Origin of the sequence: Paenibacillus sp. LjRoot56, from assembly GCF_964253335.1 — a bacterium.
Classification (GTDB): Bacteria; Bacillota; Bacilli; order Paenibacillales; family NBRC-103111; genus Paenibacillus_E; species Paenibacillus_E allorhizoplanae.
Genome location: NZ_CAXURV020000001.1, coordinates 134,675 through 156,854, shown reverse-complemented (window position 1 = coordinate 156,854; position 22,180 = coordinate 134,675). Strand labels below are relative to the sequence as shown.

General features: G+C 43.4%; 20 protein-coding genes. All 20 read left to right on the top strand.

Annotation, left to right across the window (positions count from 1 at the left end; genetic code table 11):
* The first annotated feature begins 1 nt into the window (after nucleotide 1).
* The 20 genes from ACSQ8O_RS00705 to argJ all read left to right on the top strand — a co-directional run bounded on the left by ACSQ8O_RS00705 (nucleotide 2) and on the right by argJ (nucleotide 22,150).
* Entirely contained in the window at nucleotides 2-1,906 is a 1,905-nt protein-coding gene (locus ACSQ8O_RS00705; RefSeq protein ID WP_436240084.1) for a motility associated factor glycosyltransferase family protein, read from the top strand.
* A gap of 29 nt (nucleotides 1,907-1,935) precedes the next feature.
* A complete protein-coding gene (pseB, locus tag ACSQ8O_RS00700; protein ID WP_436240083.1) occupies nucleotides 1,936-2,925 on the top strand; it encodes a UDP-N-acetylglucosamine 4,6-dehydratase (inverting) in 990 nt (329 codons plus the stop codon).
* 8 nt (nucleotides 2,926-2,933) lie between these two features.
* Nucleotides 2,934-3,821 (top strand): aldo/keto reductase, encoded by an 888-nt coding sequence (locus tag ACSQ8O_RS00695; protein WP_436240082.1) that lies wholly within the window; start codon nucleotides 2,934-2,936, stop codon nucleotides 3,819-3,821.
* Between the two features lie 15 nt (nucleotides 3,822-3,836).
* A complete protein-coding gene (locus tag ACSQ8O_RS00690; RefSeq protein ID WP_436240081.1) occupies nucleotides 3,837-4,595 on the top strand; it encodes a cytidylyltransferase domain-containing protein in 759 nt (252 codons plus the stop codon).
* Nucleotides 4,596-4,616: 21 nt separating this feature from the next.
* Nucleotides 4,617-5,906 (top strand): aminotransferase class III-fold pyridoxal phosphate-dependent enzyme, encoded by a 1,290-nt coding sequence (locus ACSQ8O_RS00685; protein ID WP_436240080.1) that lies wholly within the window; start codon nucleotides 4,617-4,619, stop codon nucleotides 5,904-5,906.
* Nucleotides 5,903-7,036 carry a UDP-2,4-diacetamido-2,4,6-trideoxy-beta-L-altropyranose hydrolase gene (gene pseG, locus ACSQ8O_RS00680; RefSeq protein WP_436240079.1) on the top strand — a complete coding sequence of 378 codons (1,134 nt, stop codon included), beginning with the start codon at nucleotides 5,903-5,905 and terminating at the stop codon, nucleotides 7,034-7,036. The genes ACSQ8O_RS00685 and pseG overlap by 4 nt, the downstream gene beginning before the upstream one ends.
* Nucleotides 7,026-7,595, top strand: coding sequence for a UDP-4-amino-4,6-dideoxy-N-acetyl-beta-L-altrosamine N-acetyltransferase (pseH, locus tag ACSQ8O_RS00675; protein WP_436240078.1), 570 nt, complete (start codon nucleotides 7,026-7,028; stop codon nucleotides 7,593-7,595). Before pseG ends, pseH begins: the two co-directional genes overlap by 11 nt.
* A 39-nt stretch (nucleotides 7,596-7,634) precedes the next feature.
* Nucleotides 7,635-8,684, top strand: coding sequence for a pseudaminic acid synthase (pseI, locus tag ACSQ8O_RS00670; RefSeq protein WP_436240077.1), 1,050 nt, complete (start codon nucleotides 7,635-7,637; stop codon nucleotides 8,682-8,684).
* Nucleotides 8,685-8,699: 15 nt separating this feature from the next.
* On the top strand, nucleotides 8,700-9,908 hold the full coding sequence (pseC, locus tag ACSQ8O_RS00665) for a UDP-4-amino-4,6-dideoxy-N-acetyl-beta-L-altrosamine transaminase (protein ID WP_436240076.1): 1,209 nt from the start codon (nucleotides 8,700-8,702) through the stop codon (nucleotides 9,906-9,908).
* A gap of 60 nt (nucleotides 9,909-9,968) precedes the next feature.
* Nucleotides 9,969-10,379: a flagellar protein FlaG gene (locus ACSQ8O_RS00660; protein WP_436240075.1), complete on the top strand. Its 411-nt coding sequence runs from the start codon at nucleotides 9,969-9,971 to the stop codon at nucleotides 10,377-10,379.
* A gap of 21 nt (nucleotides 10,380-10,400) precedes the next feature.
* Nucleotides 10,401-12,350 carry a flagellar filament capping protein FliD gene (fliD, locus tag ACSQ8O_RS00655; protein ID WP_436240074.1) on the top strand — a complete coding sequence of 650 codons (1,950 nt, stop codon included), beginning with the start codon at nucleotides 10,401-10,403 and terminating at the stop codon, nucleotides 12,348-12,350.
* A 29-nt stretch (nucleotides 12,351-12,379) separates the two neighbouring features.
* Nucleotides 12,380-12,772: a flagellar export chaperone FliS gene (gene fliS / locus ACSQ8O_RS00650; RefSeq protein WP_436240073.1), complete on the top strand. Its 393-nt coding sequence runs from the start codon at nucleotides 12,380-12,382 to the stop codon at nucleotides 12,770-12,772.
* Complete coding sequence (locus ACSQ8O_RS00645) at nucleotides 12,744-13,106, top strand: hypothetical protein (protein WP_436240072.1); 363 nt, start codon at nucleotides 12,744-12,746, stop codon at nucleotides 13,104-13,106. The genes fliS and ACSQ8O_RS00645 overlap by 29 nt, the downstream gene beginning before the upstream one ends.
* A gap of 412 nt (nucleotides 13,107-13,518) precedes the next feature.
* Complete coding sequence (locus ACSQ8O_RS00640) at nucleotides 13,519-13,716, top strand: cold shock domain-containing protein (RefSeq protein WP_028556842.1); 198 nt, start codon at nucleotides 13,519-13,521, stop codon at nucleotides 13,714-13,716.
* 170 nt (nucleotides 13,717-13,886) lie between these two features.
* Nucleotides 13,887-14,435: a ribosome hibernation-promoting factor, HPF/YfiA family gene (gene hpf, locus ACSQ8O_RS00635; protein ID WP_056611526.1), complete on the top strand. Its 549-nt coding sequence runs from the start codon at nucleotides 13,887-13,889 to the stop codon at nucleotides 14,433-14,435.
* A gap of 286 nt (nucleotides 14,436-14,721) precedes the next feature.
* Nucleotides 14,722-17,241, top strand: a complete 2,520-nt coding sequence (gene secA / locus ACSQ8O_RS00630) for a preprotein translocase subunit SecA (RefSeq protein WP_056611523.1) — start codon at nucleotides 14,722-14,724, stop codon at nucleotides 17,239-17,241.
* 54 nt (nucleotides 17,242-17,295) lie between these two features.
* A protein-coding gene (gene prfB / locus ACSQ8O_RS00625; protein WP_171633253.1) for a peptide chain release factor 2 occupies nucleotides 17,296-18,409 on the top strand; the annotation gives its coding sequence in 2 pieces (ribosomal slippage) (nucleotides 17,296-17,367 and nucleotides 17,369-18,409; 1,113 coding nt in all).
* A gap of 146 nt (nucleotides 18,410-18,555) precedes the next feature.
* Nucleotides 18,556-19,398 (top strand): YitT family protein, encoded by an 843-nt coding sequence (locus tag ACSQ8O_RS00620; RefSeq protein WP_235550407.1) that lies wholly within the window; start codon nucleotides 18,556-18,558, stop codon nucleotides 19,396-19,398.
* A 444-nt stretch (nucleotides 19,399-19,842) separates the two neighbouring features.
* Nucleotides 19,843-20,892: an N-acetyl-gamma-glutamyl-phosphate reductase gene (gene argC, locus ACSQ8O_RS00615; protein WP_056611514.1), complete on the top strand. Its 1,050-nt coding sequence runs from the start codon at nucleotides 19,843-19,845 to the stop codon at nucleotides 20,890-20,892.
* Nucleotides 20,893-20,923: 31 nt separating this feature from the next.
* Nucleotides 20,924-22,150: a bifunctional glutamate N-acetyltransferase/amino-acid acetyltransferase ArgJ gene (argJ, locus tag ACSQ8O_RS00610; RefSeq protein WP_436240071.1), complete on the top strand. Its 1,227-nt coding sequence runs from the start codon at nucleotides 20,924-20,926 to the stop codon at nucleotides 22,148-22,150.
* Nucleotides 22,151-22,180 lie beyond the last annotated feature (30 nt).

Sequence of the window (22,180 nt, the reverse complement as noted above, 5' to 3'; positions counted from 1 at the left end):
TATGATCTTAATTGATAACGTTCAATTTCTAAGGCAGCGATACGCGCAACTTTGGGGAAATGTATCTCAATTAGATAAGGTTATTTCTAACATGCCTTATGAAGTGAGTACAACCAAAAGTGGTCTATCCAACCTTCAAGTGACGAAAGAGGGGAAAGCTCAGTATATCCATAGTCAGTATGATCCGTTCAAAGAAGCAGAACGTTTTATTGATCAGTTTCTGCCGGACGAAGTAGAAGAATTCGAACATATTTTTTTCTATGGCGTGGGTATGGGCTATCATATCGAACAGTTTATGGAGAGATATCCTGATCGTAATTTTTCTTTATATGAACCAGATGCGTTTCTGTTCTATCATTATCTTTCACAGAGGAATTTAGATGTTCTTCCTTTACATCGACTAAAGAATATTTTCGTTGAATTTACTCCAGAGTTTTTACATCATAGTTTGAATGAGTTTGTGAACGGGGCAAAGGAAAGAGTAATGTTAGTCGTGTTACCTTCTTATGAACGTATATATAAAGAGCAGTATGAACGATTTACAACGGAATTTCGAAATATGGTTTTAAATAAACGATCGTCACTTCAGGTTAATATTGCTTTTGAGAAAAGATGGACCATTAACAGCATTGCAAATTTACCCTATTTAATGGAATCGGCGAATATTATTCAGTCGAAGAAGTCTTATTTTCATAATAAACCAGTACTACTTGTTTCAGCGGGACCTTCCTTGCAGGAGGAAATTGAGCACATTAGGCATGTGAAGGAACAAGGGCTAGCCTATATTTTCGCTGTTGGTTCCTCTATTAAGGCTTTACTTGCACAAGGGATATATCCAGATGCAGTATGCTCCTATGATCCACAGCACAATACGGTGGAAACCTATTATCAGATTATTGAAGAAAAAATTGAGTCCATACCGTTGATATATGGTACAAGTGTTGGGTTTGAAACGGTTCATAACTATCCAGGTCCTAAGCTGCATATGGTTACATCACAGGATAAAGTAGCTCCATTATATATCAGTAATAAGGATAAGAAAGAACTTGAATATGTTGAGGACGCTCCGTCAATTGCAGTTGTTACTTTAGAATTACTGCATAAGCTAGGGGCTTCTCCCATTATCTTAGTTGGGCAAAACTTCGCCTATAAGAACAACCAGTTCTATGCGTCTGGTATTGATTATCAAACACCAAGTCAGCAACGACCTACCGACCTATCGGAACAAGAAATAAAGAATGCGATAATGGTTGATGGTGTTGATGGAAGTCCTGTTTACACTAGTATTGGATTTAACAGTATGAGACTACAAATGGAGTCGTACACGGCTAAATTTGCAGGGCGCGAGATAATAAATACAACGCAAGGCGGAGCCAAGATTGCTAATACAACATTTGCATCGCTACAGCAATTAGTTGAGGAGCGGTTAACTCAAACCGTGGTAGAGTCGGACTGGTATCAAACTCAAAAAGAAGACGTTGGGTATGATTTGATCCACATGCTTGAGCAATGTAAAGTAATAGAGGTTGAGCAGAATCAGTTACTTGATCGCCTTCAAAGAATGGGGCAGCTGTTACATGAAATGAAACAGCTGCTGGAGCATAAAAATGAACAGCAATTAGTAAAGGTGTATCCAGTTTTTGATAAAGAATTTAAAAAAATGAAGAAAAATAAAATCTTTGATGCTATCCTACTTCCTATGAATCGGGTTGAGCATGAAATACTCGGAAGAAATATTGCAGAAATTCGGTTTGAACCGAATGTGCTCCTAAAAACTAAAAAAATAATTGATATGTTTGGTCATTTTCTTTTTAGATGCCAACAGGAAGTAACAATACTGCAACCAGTGATTCAAGAATCACATGAGAAAATGAAAAAGAAAGCACAAGAAGTTGCTGTTAGCTAATATCTTATCCTCAGAATGGACGTGCTTACATGTTTAACGATAAAACGATTCTAATTACCGGCGGAACAGGCTCATTTGGTAAAAAATACGTAAAAATTTTGCTTGAAAAATATAAACCTAAGAAACTAATTATTTTCTCGCGCGATGAGTTAAAACAATATGAAATGCAACAAGAGTATAATGATCCTGCGATGCGTTATTTCATAGGTGATGTACGCGACGAAGCGAGATTAATGCTTGCGATGAGAGAAGTTGATTACGTTATCCACGCAGCCGCTATGAAACAGGTACCAGCTTCCGAGTACAATCCGATGGAGTGTATTAAAACCAACATTATGGGTGGTCAGAACGTAATCAATGCTGCTATTCATAACGGGGTTAAACAAGTTATTGCATTATCAACAGATAAAGCTGCCAATCCTGTAAATTTATACGGTGCTACCAAATTAGCATCTGATAAATTGTTTGTAGCTGCTAATAATATTTCAGGTGGAAAAACTCGCTTCTCCGTAGTTAGATACGGGAACGTCGTAGGTTCACGTGGATCGGTAGTGCCATTCTTTCACAAATTAATGGCTGAAGGCGCTAAAGAAATTCCAATTACAGATCCGAGAATGACACGATTCTGGATTACGTTAACAGAAGGTGTGGAATTCGTTCTTAAAAATTTCCAACGTATGCAAGGCGGAGAGATTTTTGTTCCTAAAATTCCATCCGTTCGTATTACAGACTTGGCAAAGTCTGTTGCACCTGACCTGCCGACTACAATTGTAGGGATTCGTCCTGGAGAGAAAATACATGAGATTATGTGTCCAATGGATGATTCCCATTTGACTCTAGAGTTTAATGATCACTTTGTAATTACTCCTACAATTACTTTTATGGCTGCAATCGATTACCATGTGAATCTATTAGGTGAAAAGGGTCGTCCAGTAGAGCAAGGTTTTGAATATAATTCCGGTAGTAATTCACACTTCCTCACAGTTGATGAAATTTCCGATATGAACGACAGGGGATAGGGTTGGTCATGAAGCTAGGCATAGGTACAGTTCAATTCGGTGTGAATTATGGAATTTCTAATAGTTCTGGTCAGACAAAATTCGAAGAAGTCGTCGAGGTGTTAAGAGAAGCGCAACAACGCGGGGTCGTCGCGTTGGATACAGCCGCGCTCTATGGCTCGAGCGAATATGTTCTGGGACAGGCGCTCCAGTGTTTGTCCCAGAACGAATCTTTTGAAATCATAACGAAGACTTCGAAGTGTGCAGGTTCTAGTGTAGAACAATCGGATGCAGATAATTTATCCCGCACTTTCTATGAATCATTAGAAAAGTTGGGACAATCTTCTGTATACGGGCTACTCATGCATCAAGCTACGGATTTGCTTTTGCCGGGAGGGGAGCAACTATATGAGGTACTTCTCCAACTAAAAAAGCAAGGACTAGTGAAAAAGATAGGTGTATCCGTCTATGCAATGGAGGAAATTGAACAAGTATTAATTCGTTACCCAATTGATCTTATTCAAATTCCAATGAATGTTCTAGATCAGCGATTAGTTTGCAATGGAGCTTTGAAAAAGATGAAAGAGCTTGATATTGAAATTCATGTTCGATCATCTTTTCTACAAGGATTACTTCTAATGGATACAGAACAAGTTCCTAAGCATTTTGATAGTATCCGTACCTTACTAGTAGAGTATCATAGCGAATTGCAGCAAAACCGTTTATCTGCTGTTCAGGGTGCATTATCATTTGTTAATGCTTTTCCAGAAGTAGATCGTATTATTTGTGGAGTCAATGATCGTAAACAATTCATAGAATTAGTTGAAGCTATCAAACATCGCACACACAACATGGACTTTAAGAAGTTTGCTGTAGACGATGTCAATATAATAAATCCAGCACTATGGAAACTTTAGGGATGGGGGATCTCGTTGATACTAGCCATATTACAAGCGCGAGTATCTTCTTCTCGTTTACCGGAAAAGGTACTACTGCCTTTGGTTGGGGAACCAATGCTAGCGAGGCAGCTAGAGCGAATTCTGCGTTCGGAGAAGATAGATCGCTTAATTGTTGCAACAAGTAATGACGTCTCAGATGATCCGATAGCCCAGTTATGCGAGAATAAGTCCATTTCTTGTTTTAGAGGGTCTTTGGAGGATGTGCTTGATCGGTTTTACCAAGCAGCTAAACCTTTTAACCCCGAGCATGTTGTTCGATTAACGGGCGATTGTCCGTTATCTGATCCTGATTTAATCGATGCTATAATATGTGCACATATCGCAGGCAAGTATGATTATACAACCAATGCTCTGGAACCAACGTACCCTGATGGACTTGATGTTGAAGTAATGCGCTACAAGTGCTTGGAAGAAGCGTGGAGGAACGCGGATCTTCTTTCCGAAAGAGAGCATGTAACTCCTTATATTCATCAGAGATCTAGTCATTTTAATATCAATCATTTTAAAAGTAACGAAAATCTATCCCATTTACGCTGGACTGTAGATGAACGCTTGGATTATGAATTAATAAATCATTTCTATCAAGCGCTATATCCTTTAAAGTCGACTTTTACAACTGTGGACGTTTTAACATATTTACACGAGAACCCAGAACTGACTATATATAATACGGATTTTCAAAGAAATGAAGGTTATATAAAATCCTTAAAGCAAGACCAAGTGCAGTTATAAGATGTGAAAAGAGGGATCCTGATGTCAGAACGTTATTATAATTCAGAGCAGCTACTAGAAAGAGCTTTAAAAACGATTCCACTTGGATCACAGACGTTTAGCAAAAGTAAAACACAATATCCCTTTGGTGTTTCCCCTTATTTTATAAAAAAGGGCTTAGGTAGTCGTGTCTGGGATGTAGATAACAATGAGTACATCGATTTTGCAAACAGCTTATGCTCAGTGACGCTTGGTTACAATGATGTTGATGTGACTAATGCCGTTAGGGAACAACTTGAAGATGGGACAATATTTACACTACCACATACGTTAGAATTTGAAGTCGCAGAGAAAATGGTAGAGATGATTCCATGTGCAGAGATGGTTCGATTCGGTAAGAATGGATCTGATGCAACGTCTGGAGCTATTCGTGTAGCTAGAGCTTATACTGGCAGAGACCATGTGGCAGTCTGCGGCTATCATGGATGGCAAGACTGGTATATTGGGGCTACCGCACGTAATCTAGGTGTTCCGAAGGCAGTAAGCGACTTGACGCATACCTTTCAATACAACGATATCAATTCCTTGAAGAAGCTATTTCTTGAGTATCCAGATCAGATTGCTGCCGTAATCCTTGAACCTATGAATATTGCCTATCCTCATGAAGGGTTTTTAGAGGAACTTAAGGAGCTTACACATCAGAATGGTGCTGTACTTATTTTTGACGAGACTATCACAGGTTTTCGTTATGCTAATGGTGGAGCTCAAGAACTGTTTGGTGTAACACCAGATTTAGCTACCTTCGGTAAAGGCTTAGCGAATGGTTACCCGCTTTCAGCTGTCGTGGGTAAAGCTGAAATCATGAGGTTAATGGAAGAAATCTTTTTCTCTTTTACATTTGGAGGGGAAACTCTGTCATTAGCTGCGGCTAAAGCAACCATGTCTAAAATGCAATCACAACCGATCGTTGAAACGATACACAATCAAGGACGTAAGCTATTATCGGGCATTCAGAATCTTATTAATAAACATGAACTATCTGATGTGTTGTCGATAGCAGGTCATCCGAGTTGGTTGTTCTTAACCTTTAAAGACCAATCCACATATTCTCAGTGGGAATTGAAAACTCTATACTTTCAGGAAATGTTCAGTCATGGCTTCCTAACAACGGGTACCTTTAACATGAGCTATGCACATACAGATCAAGATATATCCGATTTGTTACATGTATGTGATAGCTTTTTTGAAAAATTGAAGGATGTTGTTCAGAACCAGACACTCCATTTACACCTACAATGTGAACCGTTGGTTCCGCTTTTCAGAGTAAGGTGATTGGATTGAAGTCTAATCATGTGATTTTTCGAGTGGATGCATCGGTTCAAATAGGTTCTGGCCATGTCATGAGGTGTTTGACTCTAGCTGGGCAGTTACATAAGCATGGTGCAAGAATAAGTTTTATTTGCAGAGATCTCCCAGGGAATCTCAGTGAATTTGTGAGAGCCAAGGGCTACGCTGTATACCTACTAGAAATGAAGAACTCGAGCGTAGAGAGTCTTTATGATGAAAACGCCGGAAGACATCAACTACAGCATGCCGATTGGTTGACCGTCAGTCAAGATGAGGATGCCATGCAGGTACGTGCTATTTTAGATACGATGCCGGAAAAGATAGACTTATTGGTAGTTGATCATTATGCACTAGATATGGAATGGGAACAGCAGATGAGTTACTTTGTGAACCGTATCCTTGTCATTGATGACTTAGCGGATCGTAGACACGTTTGCGAGATGCTACTAGATCAGAATCTATATATGAATATGACGCAGCGCTACCTATCCTTAGTGCCTGCTCATTGTAAGTTATTTCTAGGACCGCAGCACGCACTTCTAAGAGAAGAATTCTATGAGAACAAGAAAAGCCTTAGAAGTAGAAATGGTAGCATCTCAAATGTTTTTGTGTTTTACGGGGGAAGTGACCCTACGAATGAGACACTTAAAGCTATGAAGGCTATTCAAAAGGCAGATTTAACGGGTGTATCAGTCCATGTTGTCGTTGGAAGCAGCAATCCCCAAAAACGTGTCATTGAGGAATACGTTTCTCAAATGGATCATGTTCGATTCTATGGTCATGTTGATCATATCTCTGAGTTAATGTCGGAAGCGGATCTTGCCCTTGGGGCAGGAGGTTCCACGACGTGGGAACGGTGTATGCTGGGTCTGCCTTCGTTAGTAACTGTTGTGGCAGAGAATCAATGGGAGATGACGGAGGCTGTCGCGGCTTCGAGAGCTATAACGAATCTAGGTTGGTATCATGAAGTAACAGAACAGATGATTGCAGATCATTTGATTGAGCTCTTCTATAATCCCAAAAAAGTACTAGAAATGAGCAATGCGTCAAGAAAGATTATTGATGTTGAGGGACTAAATGAGGTTTCATTAATTACGGCTATTAATGAGGGGTAAGACTATGGCGAATAGGCATTCATTCCAATTGAGGGAATTGGCTGAGGACGATTTATCTCTTGTTTTGGACTGGAGAAACCGAGATTTTATTCGTAGTCACATGTTTACGGATCGATTAATCTCATGGGAAGAACATACCGCATGGTTTACTCGTTTGAAAATAGAACAAAGTGAAGATAAGTTTTTGATCTTTGAGGTTGAGGGTACTCCTTTGGGGCTGATCTCTTTCACTGGTATGGACAAGAGGCATAATAGGTGCAATTGGGGTTTCTATATCGGTGAACCTTCCGCCCCGCGAGGCTCAGGTGGGATTATGTGCTATTTGGGTCTAGAACTTATGTTTGAGCAATATAATCTACGCAAAATATGCGGTGAGGTTTTAGGATTTAATGAAAAAAGCATCAAAATTCATCATAAGCTTGGTTTTACGCAAGAAGGAACATTAAAGCGCCATTTGAATAGAAATGGTGGCTTCGAAGATATTATCGTTTTTGCTCATTTTAAAGACGAGTGGGATTGCGTGAAGGAAGACGTTAAACAACTTATTTTCTTAAGTTGATCTTGTTTGTGTGAAACTAAATTTTCGAGGTGTAGTCATATGAACGAATTCAGAATTGCAGATAGAGTCATTGGTCTTAACCATGCCCCCTTTATCATAGCGGAGATGTCAGGTAATCATAACCAGTCTTTGGAGAGAGCATTGCAAATTGTCGACGCGGCTGCTAAGGCTGGGGCACATGCGCTCAAACTTCAAACCTATACTGCGGACACGATGACGCTTGATTTGCAGGAAGGTGCTTTTTATATTGATGATCCTAATAGTCTTTGGAAAGGGACGTCTCTTCATAAGTTGTACCAAGAGGCTTATACACCTTGGGAGTGGCACAAGCCTATCTTTGACAGGTGCAAAGAGTTAGGACTTATATGCTTTAGCACACCTTTTGATGAATCAGCAGTAGATTTCTTAGAATCACTTGAGGTGCCTTGTTATAAAATAGCATCATTTGAAAATACAGATCTTCCTTTAATTAAAAAAGTAGCAGCAACGGGAAAGCCAATGATTATTTCAACGGGTATGGCATCTGTAGCTGAATTGGATGAAACCGTAAAGGCCGCGAGAGCGGCTGGTTGTAATGATTTAGTGTTGCTTAAATGTACAAGTACGTATCCAGCAACGCCAGAGAATACGAATATCCGTACAATTCCCCATTTGAAAGAACTTTTCTCAGTGCAAGTAGGTCTCTCTGATCATACGATGGGTGTTGGCGTTGCGGTAGCTAGTGTGGCCTTAGGTGCAGTTATCATTGAGAAGCATTTCACACTGAAACGTTCTGACGGAGGGGTGGATTCATCGTTCTCCCTTGAACCTGAAGAAATGTCCACGTTGGTTATAGAGTCAGAACGTGCTTGGCAAGCGCTAGGGCAAATTTCCTACGGCGCGACGGCAAAAGAGCAAGCTTCATTAAAGTTTCGTCGATCCTTGTATATCGCTGAAGACGTACAGGCAGGAGAGATCTTTACTGAGCAGAATTTACGTGCTGTTAGGCCAGGGTTTGGGCTTCCCCCCAAGTATTACGATCAATTCTTGGGCAAGAAAGCTGGATGCGACGTGAAAAAAGGAACGCCAGTAAGCTGGGATCTATTGTAGCAGGAGGTGAATGTGATGGAAACATTAGCAATTAACGGTGGTAAACCAGTCCGCGCCTCTCTACTGCCCTACGGTCAGCAATGGGTGGACGAGCAGGATATTCAAGAAGTGTCTGCTGTTTTAAGAAGCTCTTTCTTGACGCAAGGTCCTAAAATTGAGCAATTTGAAGAGGCTGTAGCTAAGCAGGCAGGAGCAACATATGCAGTTGCTTTCTGTAACGGTACTGCAGCTTTGCATGCTGCCTGTTTTGCTGCGGGAATTAAAGAAGGCGACGAAGTTATTACGAGTCCATTAACCTTTGTGGCAAGCTCAAATTGTGTACTATACGAAGGCGGTACGCCCGTATTTGCCGACGTTGATCCAGAGACGTACTTGCTTACCGTCGAACAAATGAAAGCCAAACTTACCTCCAGGACGAAAGCAATCATTCCCGTTGACTTTAGCGGACAACCCGTCAATATGCAGGCATTCCAAGCATTTGCACGTGAAAATAATCTCGTTATGATTCAAGATGCGGCTCATTCCTTCGGTGCATCATACGATGGGCAACCTGTAGGCTCCGTTGCTGATATGACAATGCTTAGCTTTCATCCTGTAAAACCTGTTACTACAGCAGAAGGCGGCGTAATCGTTACGAATAACGAGTTGTATGCCAAAAAGCTACGACTGTTTCGTTCGCATGGTATTACACGTGATCTTCAAGAACTTGAACATGAAAGCGAAGGTCCATGGTATTACGAAATGCAAGAGCTTGGATACAATTACCGGATGACTGATATGCAAGCTGCTCTTGGACTTAGTCAGATAAACAGACTAGATCGTTTCATTAGCTTCCGTAATGAGATCGCAGCTAAATATGATGCAGCATTTCAGGTGTTAGAAGATAAGGGATGGATCCGGCGCCCTGTAGTTAGGGAACAGGCACACTCAGGTTGGCATCTCTATATTTTGCAACTTAAATTAGAGCATCTGACAGTTGATCGTAGACAAATTTTTGAGGCGTTACGTGCGGAGAATATCGGTGTAAATGTTCATTATATTCCTGTTTACTTAAATCCCTACTATGCAAAATTAGGATATAAACAGGGTTTATGTCCGACTGCAGAGCAATTATATACTTCATTTATTACGTTACCGCTATTTCCTAAAATGGATGATAGAGATGTAGAGGATACGATTCAAGCTGTTAATAAAGTACTTGAATTTTATGCAAAGAGATCTTAATAAAAGCTATTTATCTACCGATACATATAGTAAGTACATATCGGTTTGGAGGATTTTATTATGAGTTCGAGTTTACCAATTGGTGGTTTCTCAAGTAAAGTAATACCTCCCTCTTCAGATGATAGCAGCAAGATAACGCCAATTACATCACAACAGCCATCTGATCAAGGAAAGAATGAAGCGGGCACGCTTCAAACCACGAAAGATTTAAAAATAGCTGAATTACAAGGTGCGCCTGTTTCTGTCGGTGAGGAGCAGGTCATCAAGGCGATTGAACGAGCAAACAAAGCGCTTCAAGGGGCAATGACTTCTTTTGAATTCTCAATTCATGAGAAAACACATGAGATCATGGTAAAAGTTGTAGATAAAGAATCGGGTGAAACGTTAAGAGAAATCCCAGCAGAAAAGACATTGGATATGGTAGCAAGAATGTGGGAGTTAGCCGGGATTGTAGTAGATAAAAAGGCGTAATTCAGATTGAGGTGAGAATGAATGGTTGAACGCGTTACTGGATTTTCGGGTATGGATATTGACGGGACGGTTAAGAAGTTGATGGCAGCACAGCGTATCCCGTTAGACAAGCTAAATCAGAAGAAGCAAGTGCTTGAATGGCAGCGTGATGATTATCGAACGATGAATTCCAAGGTGTTAGATCTTCGTAATATGGCTTTCAATATGAAATTACAAGGTCCTTATATGTCAAGAACGGCTTCGTCTGATGATGAGAAAGTGGTTACTGCGAAGGCTTCAACTTCTGCAATTCCTGGTAATTATTCGCTGAAAGTTAAGCAAGTTGCAATGGCGTCAACGATGACTACGGATACTGTAGGTGCCAAACCTGATGGGCTGCCAGGCACAAAGTTAAAGGGCTCGGCAACTGCTCTTGAGGATCTCGGAATGGGTAAGAACGAAAGTATGATCATTAGCGGGGAAAAAGGTGCAATAACGATTCAAGTTAGTAAAACTGATACAATTTCCACTATGATTTCAAATATTAACGCGCAAGCCAGCAAAACGGGCGTTCGTGCCAGTTATGATGAAACAATGGATAAATTTTTCTTTACTTCTACGAATACAGGTAGTCAAGCCAAGATCGACTTAAAGTTCTCTAATGATATAAATGATCCTGTAAATGGCGCGACAGGTCTCGTAGATAAAGTATTTAAATTATCAGGAACCGATGCAAATGTAGCTACAACGACAAGTTCAAGAACTTTTACTAATGGAATTAATACTTTAATTAATGCAGATTTAGCGGCCGAACAAAAGTTAAAGATAAGTTATAATGGGAAAACAAGCGAAATTAAAGTGAATAAAGATTCAACTGTATCGCAATTGATAACCAACATTAATACATCGGAGCTTGGAAAGCTGGGTGTTTCTGCATATTTGGATGAAAGCAATCATCTTGTTATCGTGAATCCAGATACAACCACCGCAACTCCCGTAGTACCTCCTACTGATGGTAAACTCACATTCACAGATTCCGACGGTGATGGGATAAACGTTTTACTTAAATCAAGTCTTGGTCTAGTTGACGAATCGGTTGATCCTATTACACCTATTGCAGAAAAACCTAAAGTCTATAAGAGTTTCGTCGCCACAGCTGGTTTAGACGCTGAAGTGTATTTTAACGGAAGTTCTGATATAACGAAATATGCGAGTAACACATTCTCCATTAACGGAATTGAGTTTACAGCGAAGAAGGCTGATATTGGTAATGAGGTCAGCGTGACCGTAAGTCAAGATACCGATTCTGTCTACAATTCGATTAAGTCATTAATTGATAAGTACAATGAGACAATTGGTGCATTCAATGATAAAATTTCCGAAGAAAAATTCCGTTCGTATACGCCGTTAACAGATGAGCAACGCGAGAGCTTAACGGATGATCAGATTAAGCAATGGGAAGCCAAAGCCAAAAGCGGTTTACTGAAAAATGACTTCATTTTGTCGTCAAGCGTGAGCAATTTCCGTTTAGGTTTAGGTGGATCTGTTAGTGGGCTATCATCAGGTGACCTTAAGCAGCTCTCCGAGATCGGGATTCAAACAAGTGCTGACTACTCCCAGAAAGGCAAGCTCATTATAAATGAGGCCGATCTTCGGAAGGCTATTGCCGAGAATCCTGAGCAAGTCATGAACTTATTTACAGCGAAAGATGATTCAACCAAGGATAGTGGCCATGGTATTGCGGTTCGTATTTACGATATTTCTACCCGTTTTATTGATGCCCTAAAGACCAAAGCAGGGACTTCATTAAGTAGTAGTAAGGATTTTGATATCGGTAAAAGTCTAGATCGGATTAACAAACAAATCACGAGTATGAATGATCGGTTAACACAAATGGAAGATCGTTATTATAAGCAGTTCTCTGCAATGGAGTCTGCGATGAGTAAGTATAGTTCCCAAAGTTCATATTTTTCATCAATTTCAGGCGGCTAACTAGAAATACTAATTAAGGGGGGAGTAATATGCACCCACAGCAATCGCAATATTTAGAAAAGACACTGCAATCAGCTACTCCTGCGCAACTTCTAATTATGCTTTGTGATGGCGCTATTCGCTTCACGAAACAGGCTGTTGAGGCCATTAAACAGAAGAATTTTGAAGATGCGAATCGCCACTTAGGCAGAGTTCAAGAGATTGTTGGCGAATTCGTCATTACGTTGGATCAAAAATCTCCTGTGGCAGAGGGCCTTACCCAAATGTATGACTACTTCTTATATTGTTTGACGCAAGCCAATATTAAGAAGGAAGTTGGACCTGCTGAGGAAGTTTTGGGGTACTTAATAGAATTAAAAGAGACGTGGATGGAAGCCGCAAAGATTACTCAACGTGAGAAAAGCGGAGCAACGCATGGATGAAATGTTTGACCAGTTGGAGACGTTAACGAAGGATTTAGTGAACAATATATATCAAGTTGACTATCTCTACCTTAGCGAATTCGTGGACATCCGAGAACAGTATATGAATGACTGTAAGGAACTCATTGAAGCATCTGTTGTTGAACAGAAACATCTCGACCAAATCCAACGGATTTTATCTTATGATAAGGTTATTTTTGAACGTCTTTCTTTCTTGAAAGAAGAGGCTTTACAAGGGATCCAGAAAACGAAGTTGGCAAAACAGCAGCAAAGCATGTACGAAACAAATGCTTATGGCCAAGAAAGCAGTTACTTCTTCGACAAGAAGAAGTAGTCTATCCACAAAAACCTTTTGCCGCGGCAGGAGGTTTTTTCTTTTATCCCCTGTTTTCCTCAAACCCCTACAGCATTCCGTGGATAAACAATCCGATCTGGCCCCACCATGTGAATAAATGAACTGTTTTAGCGCGAGTTATCCATAATTCTCTCCATTCATTCTGTGGATAATGTGCATAAACCTGTTAATAACTTTGTTAATAACATGTAAAGAAGCCCGTCATGACAGGATTCTACAAATTCTGCAGTTATCCACGGGATGTAAATACTTGAATTTTCTAAATATTCTATTTAATTAAAAGTTAGAAATTGACAGGTCAAGCAGGTAGGTGTTATAGTCAAAAAGAAAGGGCTTACATTTTATTTAAACTCTTTTTTATATTTTTTAAAACGAAAGGATTGTGTACGATATGCAAGGTAAAGTGAAATGGTTTAACGCAGAAAAAGGTTATGGGTTCATTGAGCGCGAAGATGGCGGGGATGTATTCGTGCATTTCTCAGCGATTCAGTCTGAAGGGTTCAAAACGCTAGACGAAGGTCAAGCTGTTGAGTTTGACATCGTAGAAGGCGCACGCGGACCACAAGCTGCAAACGTAAGCAGACTATAATTATTTGGCACGTATTGTGCCATCGCATACAACGATGACAAGATCACCCTGGGGACATACTCTGGGGTGTTTTTTATATTTTGCCTAGAAAGTTTAGCTCGGAATTTAAAGGAATTATGAAGTTGGAGTAGAATGTAGTATAATGTAAGAAGGAAGGGAGATGTTTAACTATGGAAATTAGCATTCGCGGAGAACACCTTGAAGTTACTGAAGCCCTCGGAGACTATGTCGACAAGAAGTTGAATAGACTAGAGAGGTATTTTGAAGCTCCCCTTACATCCGATGTACAAGTAAAGCTAAGCGTGGTTAAAGGTCTTCAGGCCATCGAAGTAAGCATCCCATTAACAGGTGTGCTGCTGCGAGCTGAAGAACGCAACACAGACATGTACGCATCCATTGATTTGGTTGTGGACAAATTAGAACGTCAAATTCGTAAGCATAAAACCAAGACGAATCGTAAAATTCGCCAAGATGGCGGCAAACGTGATTTGTTCAAGGTAGAAGTCGCGGCAGCTTCCTATATGGAAGAAGAAGAGGACTTCGAACTCGTACGTAACAAACGCTTCAATCTGAAGCCGATGGACGTGGAAGAAGCGATTCTCCAAATGAATATGGTGGGTCATAACTTCTTTGTATTCTCGAACATGGAGACAGACACAGTCAATGTGGTCTACAAACGAGACGACGGTAAGTACGGTTTAATCGAACCAGCGATGTAATGCATAAAGAAATGGCCTAATACATTCAACAACATTCCTATATAAAATGATCAAGTGAGCTTAATTCGATATCATCGGATTAAGCTCTTTCCTTTAGCACATGAAGTCATAAACCTTGCTATGCATGTTAGGGGCACCTCCATTTCATACTAAGAAATACGGAAAGCATGGTTTTTAAGTCCTATTTCTATAGGTTTTAGATGGAAGAGAATGCTCGTTTGTTGCGACAAGACTGTCATAAGTGGTACAATTTAAGGATACGAACGTAAGGGAAAGGGGTTCACCGATGCTAGGACTAGTGAAGAAAATTTTTGGTGATTCCAATGAACGGGAGATTAAACGGATGCTCAAGGCCGTTGACTACATCAACGAGCTTGAAGCCAGCATTAAACCGCTGACCGATGAAGAGTTAAAAGGGAAAACAATCGAGTTCAGAGAACGTCTTGAGAAAGGCGAAGAAATCGATGATTTATTGCCTGAAGCTTTTGCAGTAGTCAGAGAAGCAGGTATCCGTGTACTAGGAAAACGTCATTATGACGTTCAACTTATCGGGGGTATGGTACTGCACGAAGGCCGTATCGCAGAGATGAGAACAGGGGAAGGGAAAACGCTTGTTGGAACACTTCCTGTTTATTTGAATGCTTTGCTGGGTAAAGGTGTACACGTTGTTACCGTCAATGACTATTTGGCACAGCGGGATAGCGCTGAAATGGGTCAAATCTACGAGTTCCTCGGATTAACCGTTGGGGTTAACTTGCATGACTTGTCTCATGAAGAGAAGCAAGCAGCTTATGCTTGTGATATTACGTATGGCACGAATAACGAATACGGGTTTGACTACCTGCGTGACAACATGGTGCTGTACAAAGAGCAGATGGTTCAACGTCCGCTGTACTATGCGGTTATCGATGAGGTGGATTCCATTCTAGTCGATGAAGCGAGAACGCCATTGATTATTTCCGGACAAGCCGCGAAATCGACAGATATGTACTTTACGGCAGACCGTTTCGTTTCGACGCTGAAAGAAGAAGAAGACTACACAATCGATATCAAAGTACGTGCTGTCGCATTGACTGAAGAAGGCGTTGCGAAAGGCGAACGAGCTTTTGGCATTGAGAACTTATTCGATCATCAGAACGTCAACATCAACCATCACATCACACAAGCACTTAAAGCGCGTTTCATTATGAAACGTGACGTGGATTACGTTGTTCAAGAAGAAGAAGTTATGATCGTTGATGAATTTACGGGCCGTATCATGACTGGCCGTCGCTATAGTGATGGGTTGCACCAAGCCATTGAGGCGAAAGAGCAGCTGAAAGTTCAGAACGAGAGCATGACACTCGCTACGATTACGTTCCAGAACTATTTCCGTATGTACCGCAAGCTAGCGGGAATGACGGGAACGGCGAAGACGGAAGAAGAAGAGTTGAAGAAAATTTACGGCCTTGAAGTTATTATTGTTCCGACGAACCGCCCTATGATTCGTAAGGATCTACCGGACGTGGTGTATAAGTCAGAGAACGGTAAGTTCAGAGCTGTTGTGGAGCAAATCCTTGAACGCCATAAACTGAATCAGCCGGTGCTTGTCGGTACGGTATCGATTGAGAACTCCGAGAAGCTTTCCGAAATGCTGAAGAAGAAAGGCGTTCAACACAAAGTATTGAATGCTAAGTATCATGCCGAAGAAGCGGAAATCGTTTCACGTGCAGGTCAACCAGGTTCCGTAACGATCGCTACGAACATGGCGGGCCGTGGTACAGACATTATGCTAGGTCAAGGCGTACATGAAGCTGGCGGCTTGCATATCATAGGTACAGAACGTCATGAAAGCAGACGGATTGATAACCAGCTGCGTGGACGTGCAGGACGTCAAGGTGACCCTGGTTCCTCACAATTCTACCTTTCTCTTGAAGATGAATTGATGAAACGATTCGGCGCTGAAAATATTATGGCGATGATGGATCGTCTCGGAATGGAAGAAGATCAACCAATTGAGAGCAAATTGATCTCCCGTGCCGTGGAATCCGCGCAAAAACGCGTTGAGGGTAACAACTTCGACGTACGTAAAGTCGTCCTTCAATATGACGATGTTATGAATCAACAACGTGAAATTATATATAAACAGCGCCGCGAGTTGCTGGAGTCCGAAAATATCCGCGAAGTCATCGAGGGTATGATCGGTGCCGTCATCGAGCGCATCGTGAAAGCACACTGTCCTGAGGAGCAAATCCCAGAAGAGTGGGAACTGCAAGAAGTTGCGAACTTTGTGAACAACAACTTGCTGCATGACGATGCACAAATTACCGATCAAACCATTTGGGGTAAAGAGCAAGATGAGATCATCGAGCTGATCAAAGATCTTGTGAGCAAACGGTATGATGAGCGTGAAACGGAAATTGGCGCAGAATTCATGCGTGAATTTGAAAAAGTCGTAGCGCTTCGTGCGGTAGATAGCAAATGGATGGATCACATCGATGCGATGGATCAGTTGCGCCAAGGTATTCACTTACGTGCATACGGCGGTACGGATCCGCTTCGTGAGTACCAATTCGAAGGCTTCGAGATGTTCCAAGAGATGATCGACAACATTCGTGAAGAAGTCGCGATGTACATCATGAAAGCACACGTACAGAGCAACCTGGAGCGCCAAGCGGTAGCAGAAGGTCAGGCTGTTGATACGAAGAATGAAGCAGGCGGCAAAAAACCGCTGGTACGCGATGAAGAGCAGCGTATTGGACGCAACGACCCATGCCCATGTGGCAGCGGCAAGAAGTTCAAGCAGTGCCACGGGCAAGGCATGTAAGCAACTAAACAACCTGTCTAGGTACATGCAAGCAGAATAAACGAGGTGTACGACATGCTAGAACCAGAAGTAAAACAAGACTTAAGAGAAACAGCGAAGCGACTAACCGAATTACGGGGGTCTCTTTGACTTAGATCATAAGCTAGAAGCCATCGGGGATTTTGAGGAAAAAATGGGCGCGCCAGACTTCTGGGACGATAATGAACGTGCCCAGAAGACGATCGCTGAGCTCAACGTGATTAAGAGTGTCGTGGATGAGTTCCAAGGCTTCACGAACGCGTTCGAGGATATTCAGGTTATGGTTGAGCTCGAGGAAGAAGAGAGCGATGCGGGTCTTGTCAAAGACATCGAAACCGGTATCGCGGCGCTCGTCAAGAAGCTCGAATCCTTCGAGCTTGGTTTGCTGCTTAATCAGCCGTATGACCGGCTGAATGCGATTCTAGAGCTGCATCCAGGCGCCGGCGGCACCGAGTCGCAGGACTGGGCAGAGATGCTGCTGCGGATGTACCGCCGCTGGGCAGAGAAGCGGGGCTACAAAGTCGAGGTACTCGACTATTTGCCAGGCGACGAAGCCGGCGTGAAGAGTGTCACGCTGCAGATCACAGGCTTCAACGCCTACGGCTATTTGAAGGCAGAAAAGGGCGTACACCGGCTCGTACGGATCTCGCCGTTCGACGCCTCTGGCCGTCGTCACACCTCATTCGCATCGTGTGACGTGATGCCAGAGATCGAAGACGACACCGACGTGGGCGAGATCCGCTCCGAGGATCTCAAGATCGATACGTACCGCGCAAGCGGCGCCGGCGGTCAGCACATTAACACCACGGATTCGGCTGTGCGGATTACGCACATTCCGACTGGTGTTGTGGTGAGCTGTCAGCAAGAGCGGTCGCAGATCAAGAACCGCGAGAAGGCGATGAAGATGCTTCGCTCCAAGCTCTATGAGCGGAAGATCGAAGAGCAATTGAAGCACCTAGCCGAGATTCGCGGCGAGCAGTCGGATATTGCGTGGGGCAGCCAGATTCGTTCCTACGTTTTTCATCCGTACAGCATGGTGAAGGATCACAGAACCTCCGCTGAGACGGGTAACGTTGGAGCTGTCATGGACGGGGACCTTGATACCTTCATCGACGCGTATCTGCGTCATCAAATACGGAAGCCAGAGTAAGCCTGCCACAAGCCAAGCAAGCTGATTTGCCGGGCTGTGCATGGTTCACGTTATAAACGTTGATCCTACACCTAATAGGTGTAGGATTTTTCATGTAAACGAACAAAGGAGGACCACGGGTGTCCAGAAGAGAACCACGAATCACAATGGGGAGTCCCACGCATACCGTTTTTGAATATATATTACTGATCGTTGGTTCGTTGATCATGGCAGCGAGCTTTAACAGCTTTTTGAACCCGAACCAAATCGCGACAGGCGGGGTATCGGGGATTTCAACCATTTTGCAGGAAGTGACCAAAATAAACCCGGCGTACACACAATGGGCGCTCAATATTCCGATTTTACTGTTAGCGCTGTGGCTGCTCGGGAAGAAATTCGGCATTAAAGCCATCGTAGGATCGGTTATTTTCCCGTTCTGCGTACTTGTCACGACCCATTTAGGCGTGCCGACGCATAATCCATTACTAGCTGCTGTATATGGCGGCATAGGCGTAGGTTTGGGTCTGGGGATTGTCTTCAAAGGGCGTGGATCCACAGGCGGGCTTGGGTTGGCAGCACAATTATTACATAAATACTCCGGCTTAAGCCTAGGCTTTTCGGTTGCCATATTCGATGGACTTGTCATTATCAGCTCGGCCCTAGTGTTTACCCCAGAGAATGCGCTATACGGGATGATCGGCTTATTCGTTACGACCAAAACGATTGATATCGTGCAGCTCGGCTTCAACTATGCCAAAGTAGCCTTTATTATTTCGGATCATACGGATGCTATTCGGAAGGCGATTTTGTACGATTTGGATCGCGGGTTAACCGAACTTAGCGGATCGGGTGGATTTACGGGTGAATCGCGGACGGTCATGATGGTGGTCGTGAAACAAAATGAAGTCAGTCGGTTAAAAACACTGGTGCAATCCGTGGATCCACAGGCCTTTGTAATTTTGAGTGAAACGAATGAAGTGTTGGGAGAAGGGTTTAAGCGCCACGCGTAGTGGAGGGCCGTCGGGAGAAATATACCTGATGGTCTTTTTTGTGGATAACTTGTTGGTAAATTGTGCGTAATCCCCTGACTTATACACAATGCCTGTGTACAAATGTGCATAACTCAAGGATAACTAACATAATTTGCCTTCCAACTATAGTCTTTGGGATAATGAGTAAGGCTGAGCAAATGGGTAACGGAAGAAGCGATGGCGGTGATTGCGATTAGTTTTATGCACGACTTGCGAAAATTGATGCATAATGTGTATATAACTCGATATAGTCAGACTATTCAGTTAACTAAAATTAATTCGATTTTACCGGATAAAAGCCTTGAAATACCTTGCTGAATAGCATTTTTGGCCAAAGCTAGAGCGTAAAAAAATTCATTGAATTATTATGTATACGAATGTATAATAATACATATATTTTCGGAACATCGGGAGGTCATGGGAATGAGTCAGAGCATTAGAGCGGCTATTATTGGAGCAACAGGGTATGGTGGTGCGGAATTGATTCGTCTTTTGCAGGCGCATCCACTTGTACATATTACATCCGTTATTTCAACTTCGAATGCAGGAGCGCCGTTGGCGGAGCATTTTCCACATTTGCAGGAAGTGGTCGTCGATATTCTCGATGTCCTTGATGTTGATTTGATCGCTGGTAAAGCAGACGTTGTGTTTCTAGCTACTCCGGCAGGTGTGAGCGCTGGACTTTCGCCTAAATTGATCGAGGCGGGCCTGAAAGTGATTGATATTTCGGGGGATTTGAGATTGAAGTCCGCTAGCGACTATGAAAAATGGTACAAAAAGCCGGCTGCTTCGGAAGAAGCTTTGGCACGTTCGATCTACGGTCTGTCCGAAGTGTTCGGGGACGAAGTGAAGGGCAGCGATCTGATCGCGAACCCAGGTTGTTACCCAACAGCAACGCTGCTAGGACTTATTCCTGCGGTTGAAGCAGGATGGATTGATCCGTCCACGATTATCATTGATGCGAAATCCGGTGTATCTGGTGCGGGTCGAGGTTTGAGCCTGGGCGCACACTACTCGGAAGTGAATGAGAATTTATCGGCTTACAAAATAAATAAGCATCAACACATCCCGGAAATCGAGCAAGCGCTGAGTCGCATTGCGGGGAAACCGGTTGTGACCACGTTCACGACGCACCTTGTGCCAATGACACGCGGGATTATGGCAACCATGTATGCCACGCTAACAGGTGAACATACAGCTGAAGAGTTTATTGAAAAGTATCGTCAGTACTATGAAGGCCGCAAGTTCGTACGGATTCGCCCGCTTGGGAAGTATCCTTCAACGAAGGAAGTTATGGGCTCGAACTACTGTGATATCGGCTTCGCGGTGGATGAGCGTACAGGGCGTGTAACGATCGTGTCGGTTATCGACAATGTTGTGAAGGGCGCTGCAGGTCAAGCGATTCAGAACTTAAATATTATGCAAGGCTGGGACGAAACGACAGGGTTGTTGTTCGCACCGGTATATCCATAACAAGAAGATGAGGATAGGTGAGTAGACGACCATGTCGGACCAAGTTAGCTTCACTGTCGTGCCAGAGGGCACTGTAACAACACCGAAGGGCTTTCGAGCAGGCGGACTGCACTGCGGATTAAAGAAGACAGAGCGCTATGATCTTGGCGCGATCCTCTGTGATGTACCTGCGTCAGCGGCAGGCGTTTACACGCTGAACGCGTTCCAAGCGGCACCGCTGCGCGTGACGCAAGAAAGCATCGCCCACAGCGGCAAGCTGCAGGCGATGATCGTGAACAGCGGCAACGCGAACGCGTGCACCGGCCAGCAAGGCGAAGACGACGCTCGCGCTATGCGCGCGGCAAGTGCGAAGGCACTTGGCGTGGCAGAGCACCACGTCGGCGTGACGAGCACGGGCGTTATCGGCGAGCTGCTGCCGATGGGCAAAGTGCTGAGCGGCATCGAGCAGCTGCCAGCAAAGCTGAAGCTAGACGGCGGCGAAGACTTCTGCCAGTCGATCCTGACAACGGATCTCGTACAGAAGATGACGTGCGTACGTATTGTGGTTGGCGGCAAAGAGGTTCACATTGCCGGAGCGGCTAAAGGTTCGGGGATGATTCATCCGAACATGGCGACGATGCTCGGTTTCATGACAACCGACGTCGCGATCGAGAGCGAATACCTGCAGCTGTTGCTAAGCAGGATTACAGATAACACGTTCAACATGATCACCGTTGACGGAGATACAAGCACCAACGACATGGTCGTGGTGATGGCAAGTGGGCTTGCCGGCGGCGACTCCCTGCATCCGGGGCACCCGGATTGGGAAGCTTTCGCGGCAGGGTTCCAATACGTTGGCGAATACCTCGCCAAAGCGATTGCACGTGACGGCGAGGGCGCGACGAAGCTGATCGAGACGACGGTTATCGGCGCAGAGAGCGATGATGCGGCTCGTAAGATCGTGAAGTCGATTATCGGATCGAGCCTCGTGAAGTCCGCCGTTTATGGCGCTGACGCGAACTGGGGCCGGATTATTGCGGCTGTAGGTTACTCGGGTCAGCCGGTGAACGTGAATACCGTTGATATTCGCCTTGGCGATATCGCAGTGTTGGAGCAATCGCGTCCGGTGAAGTTCGACGAGGAAGCGGCATTGGCTTATTTGAAAACTGATACGATTCAAATTCATGTGAATTTACATATGGGCGAAGGCAAAGCAACGGGCTGGGGCTGCGACTTGACCTATGATTATGTCCGCATTAATGCGGCATATCGGACGTAAGGAGGAAAAAGAGCAGTGAAGAACAATTGC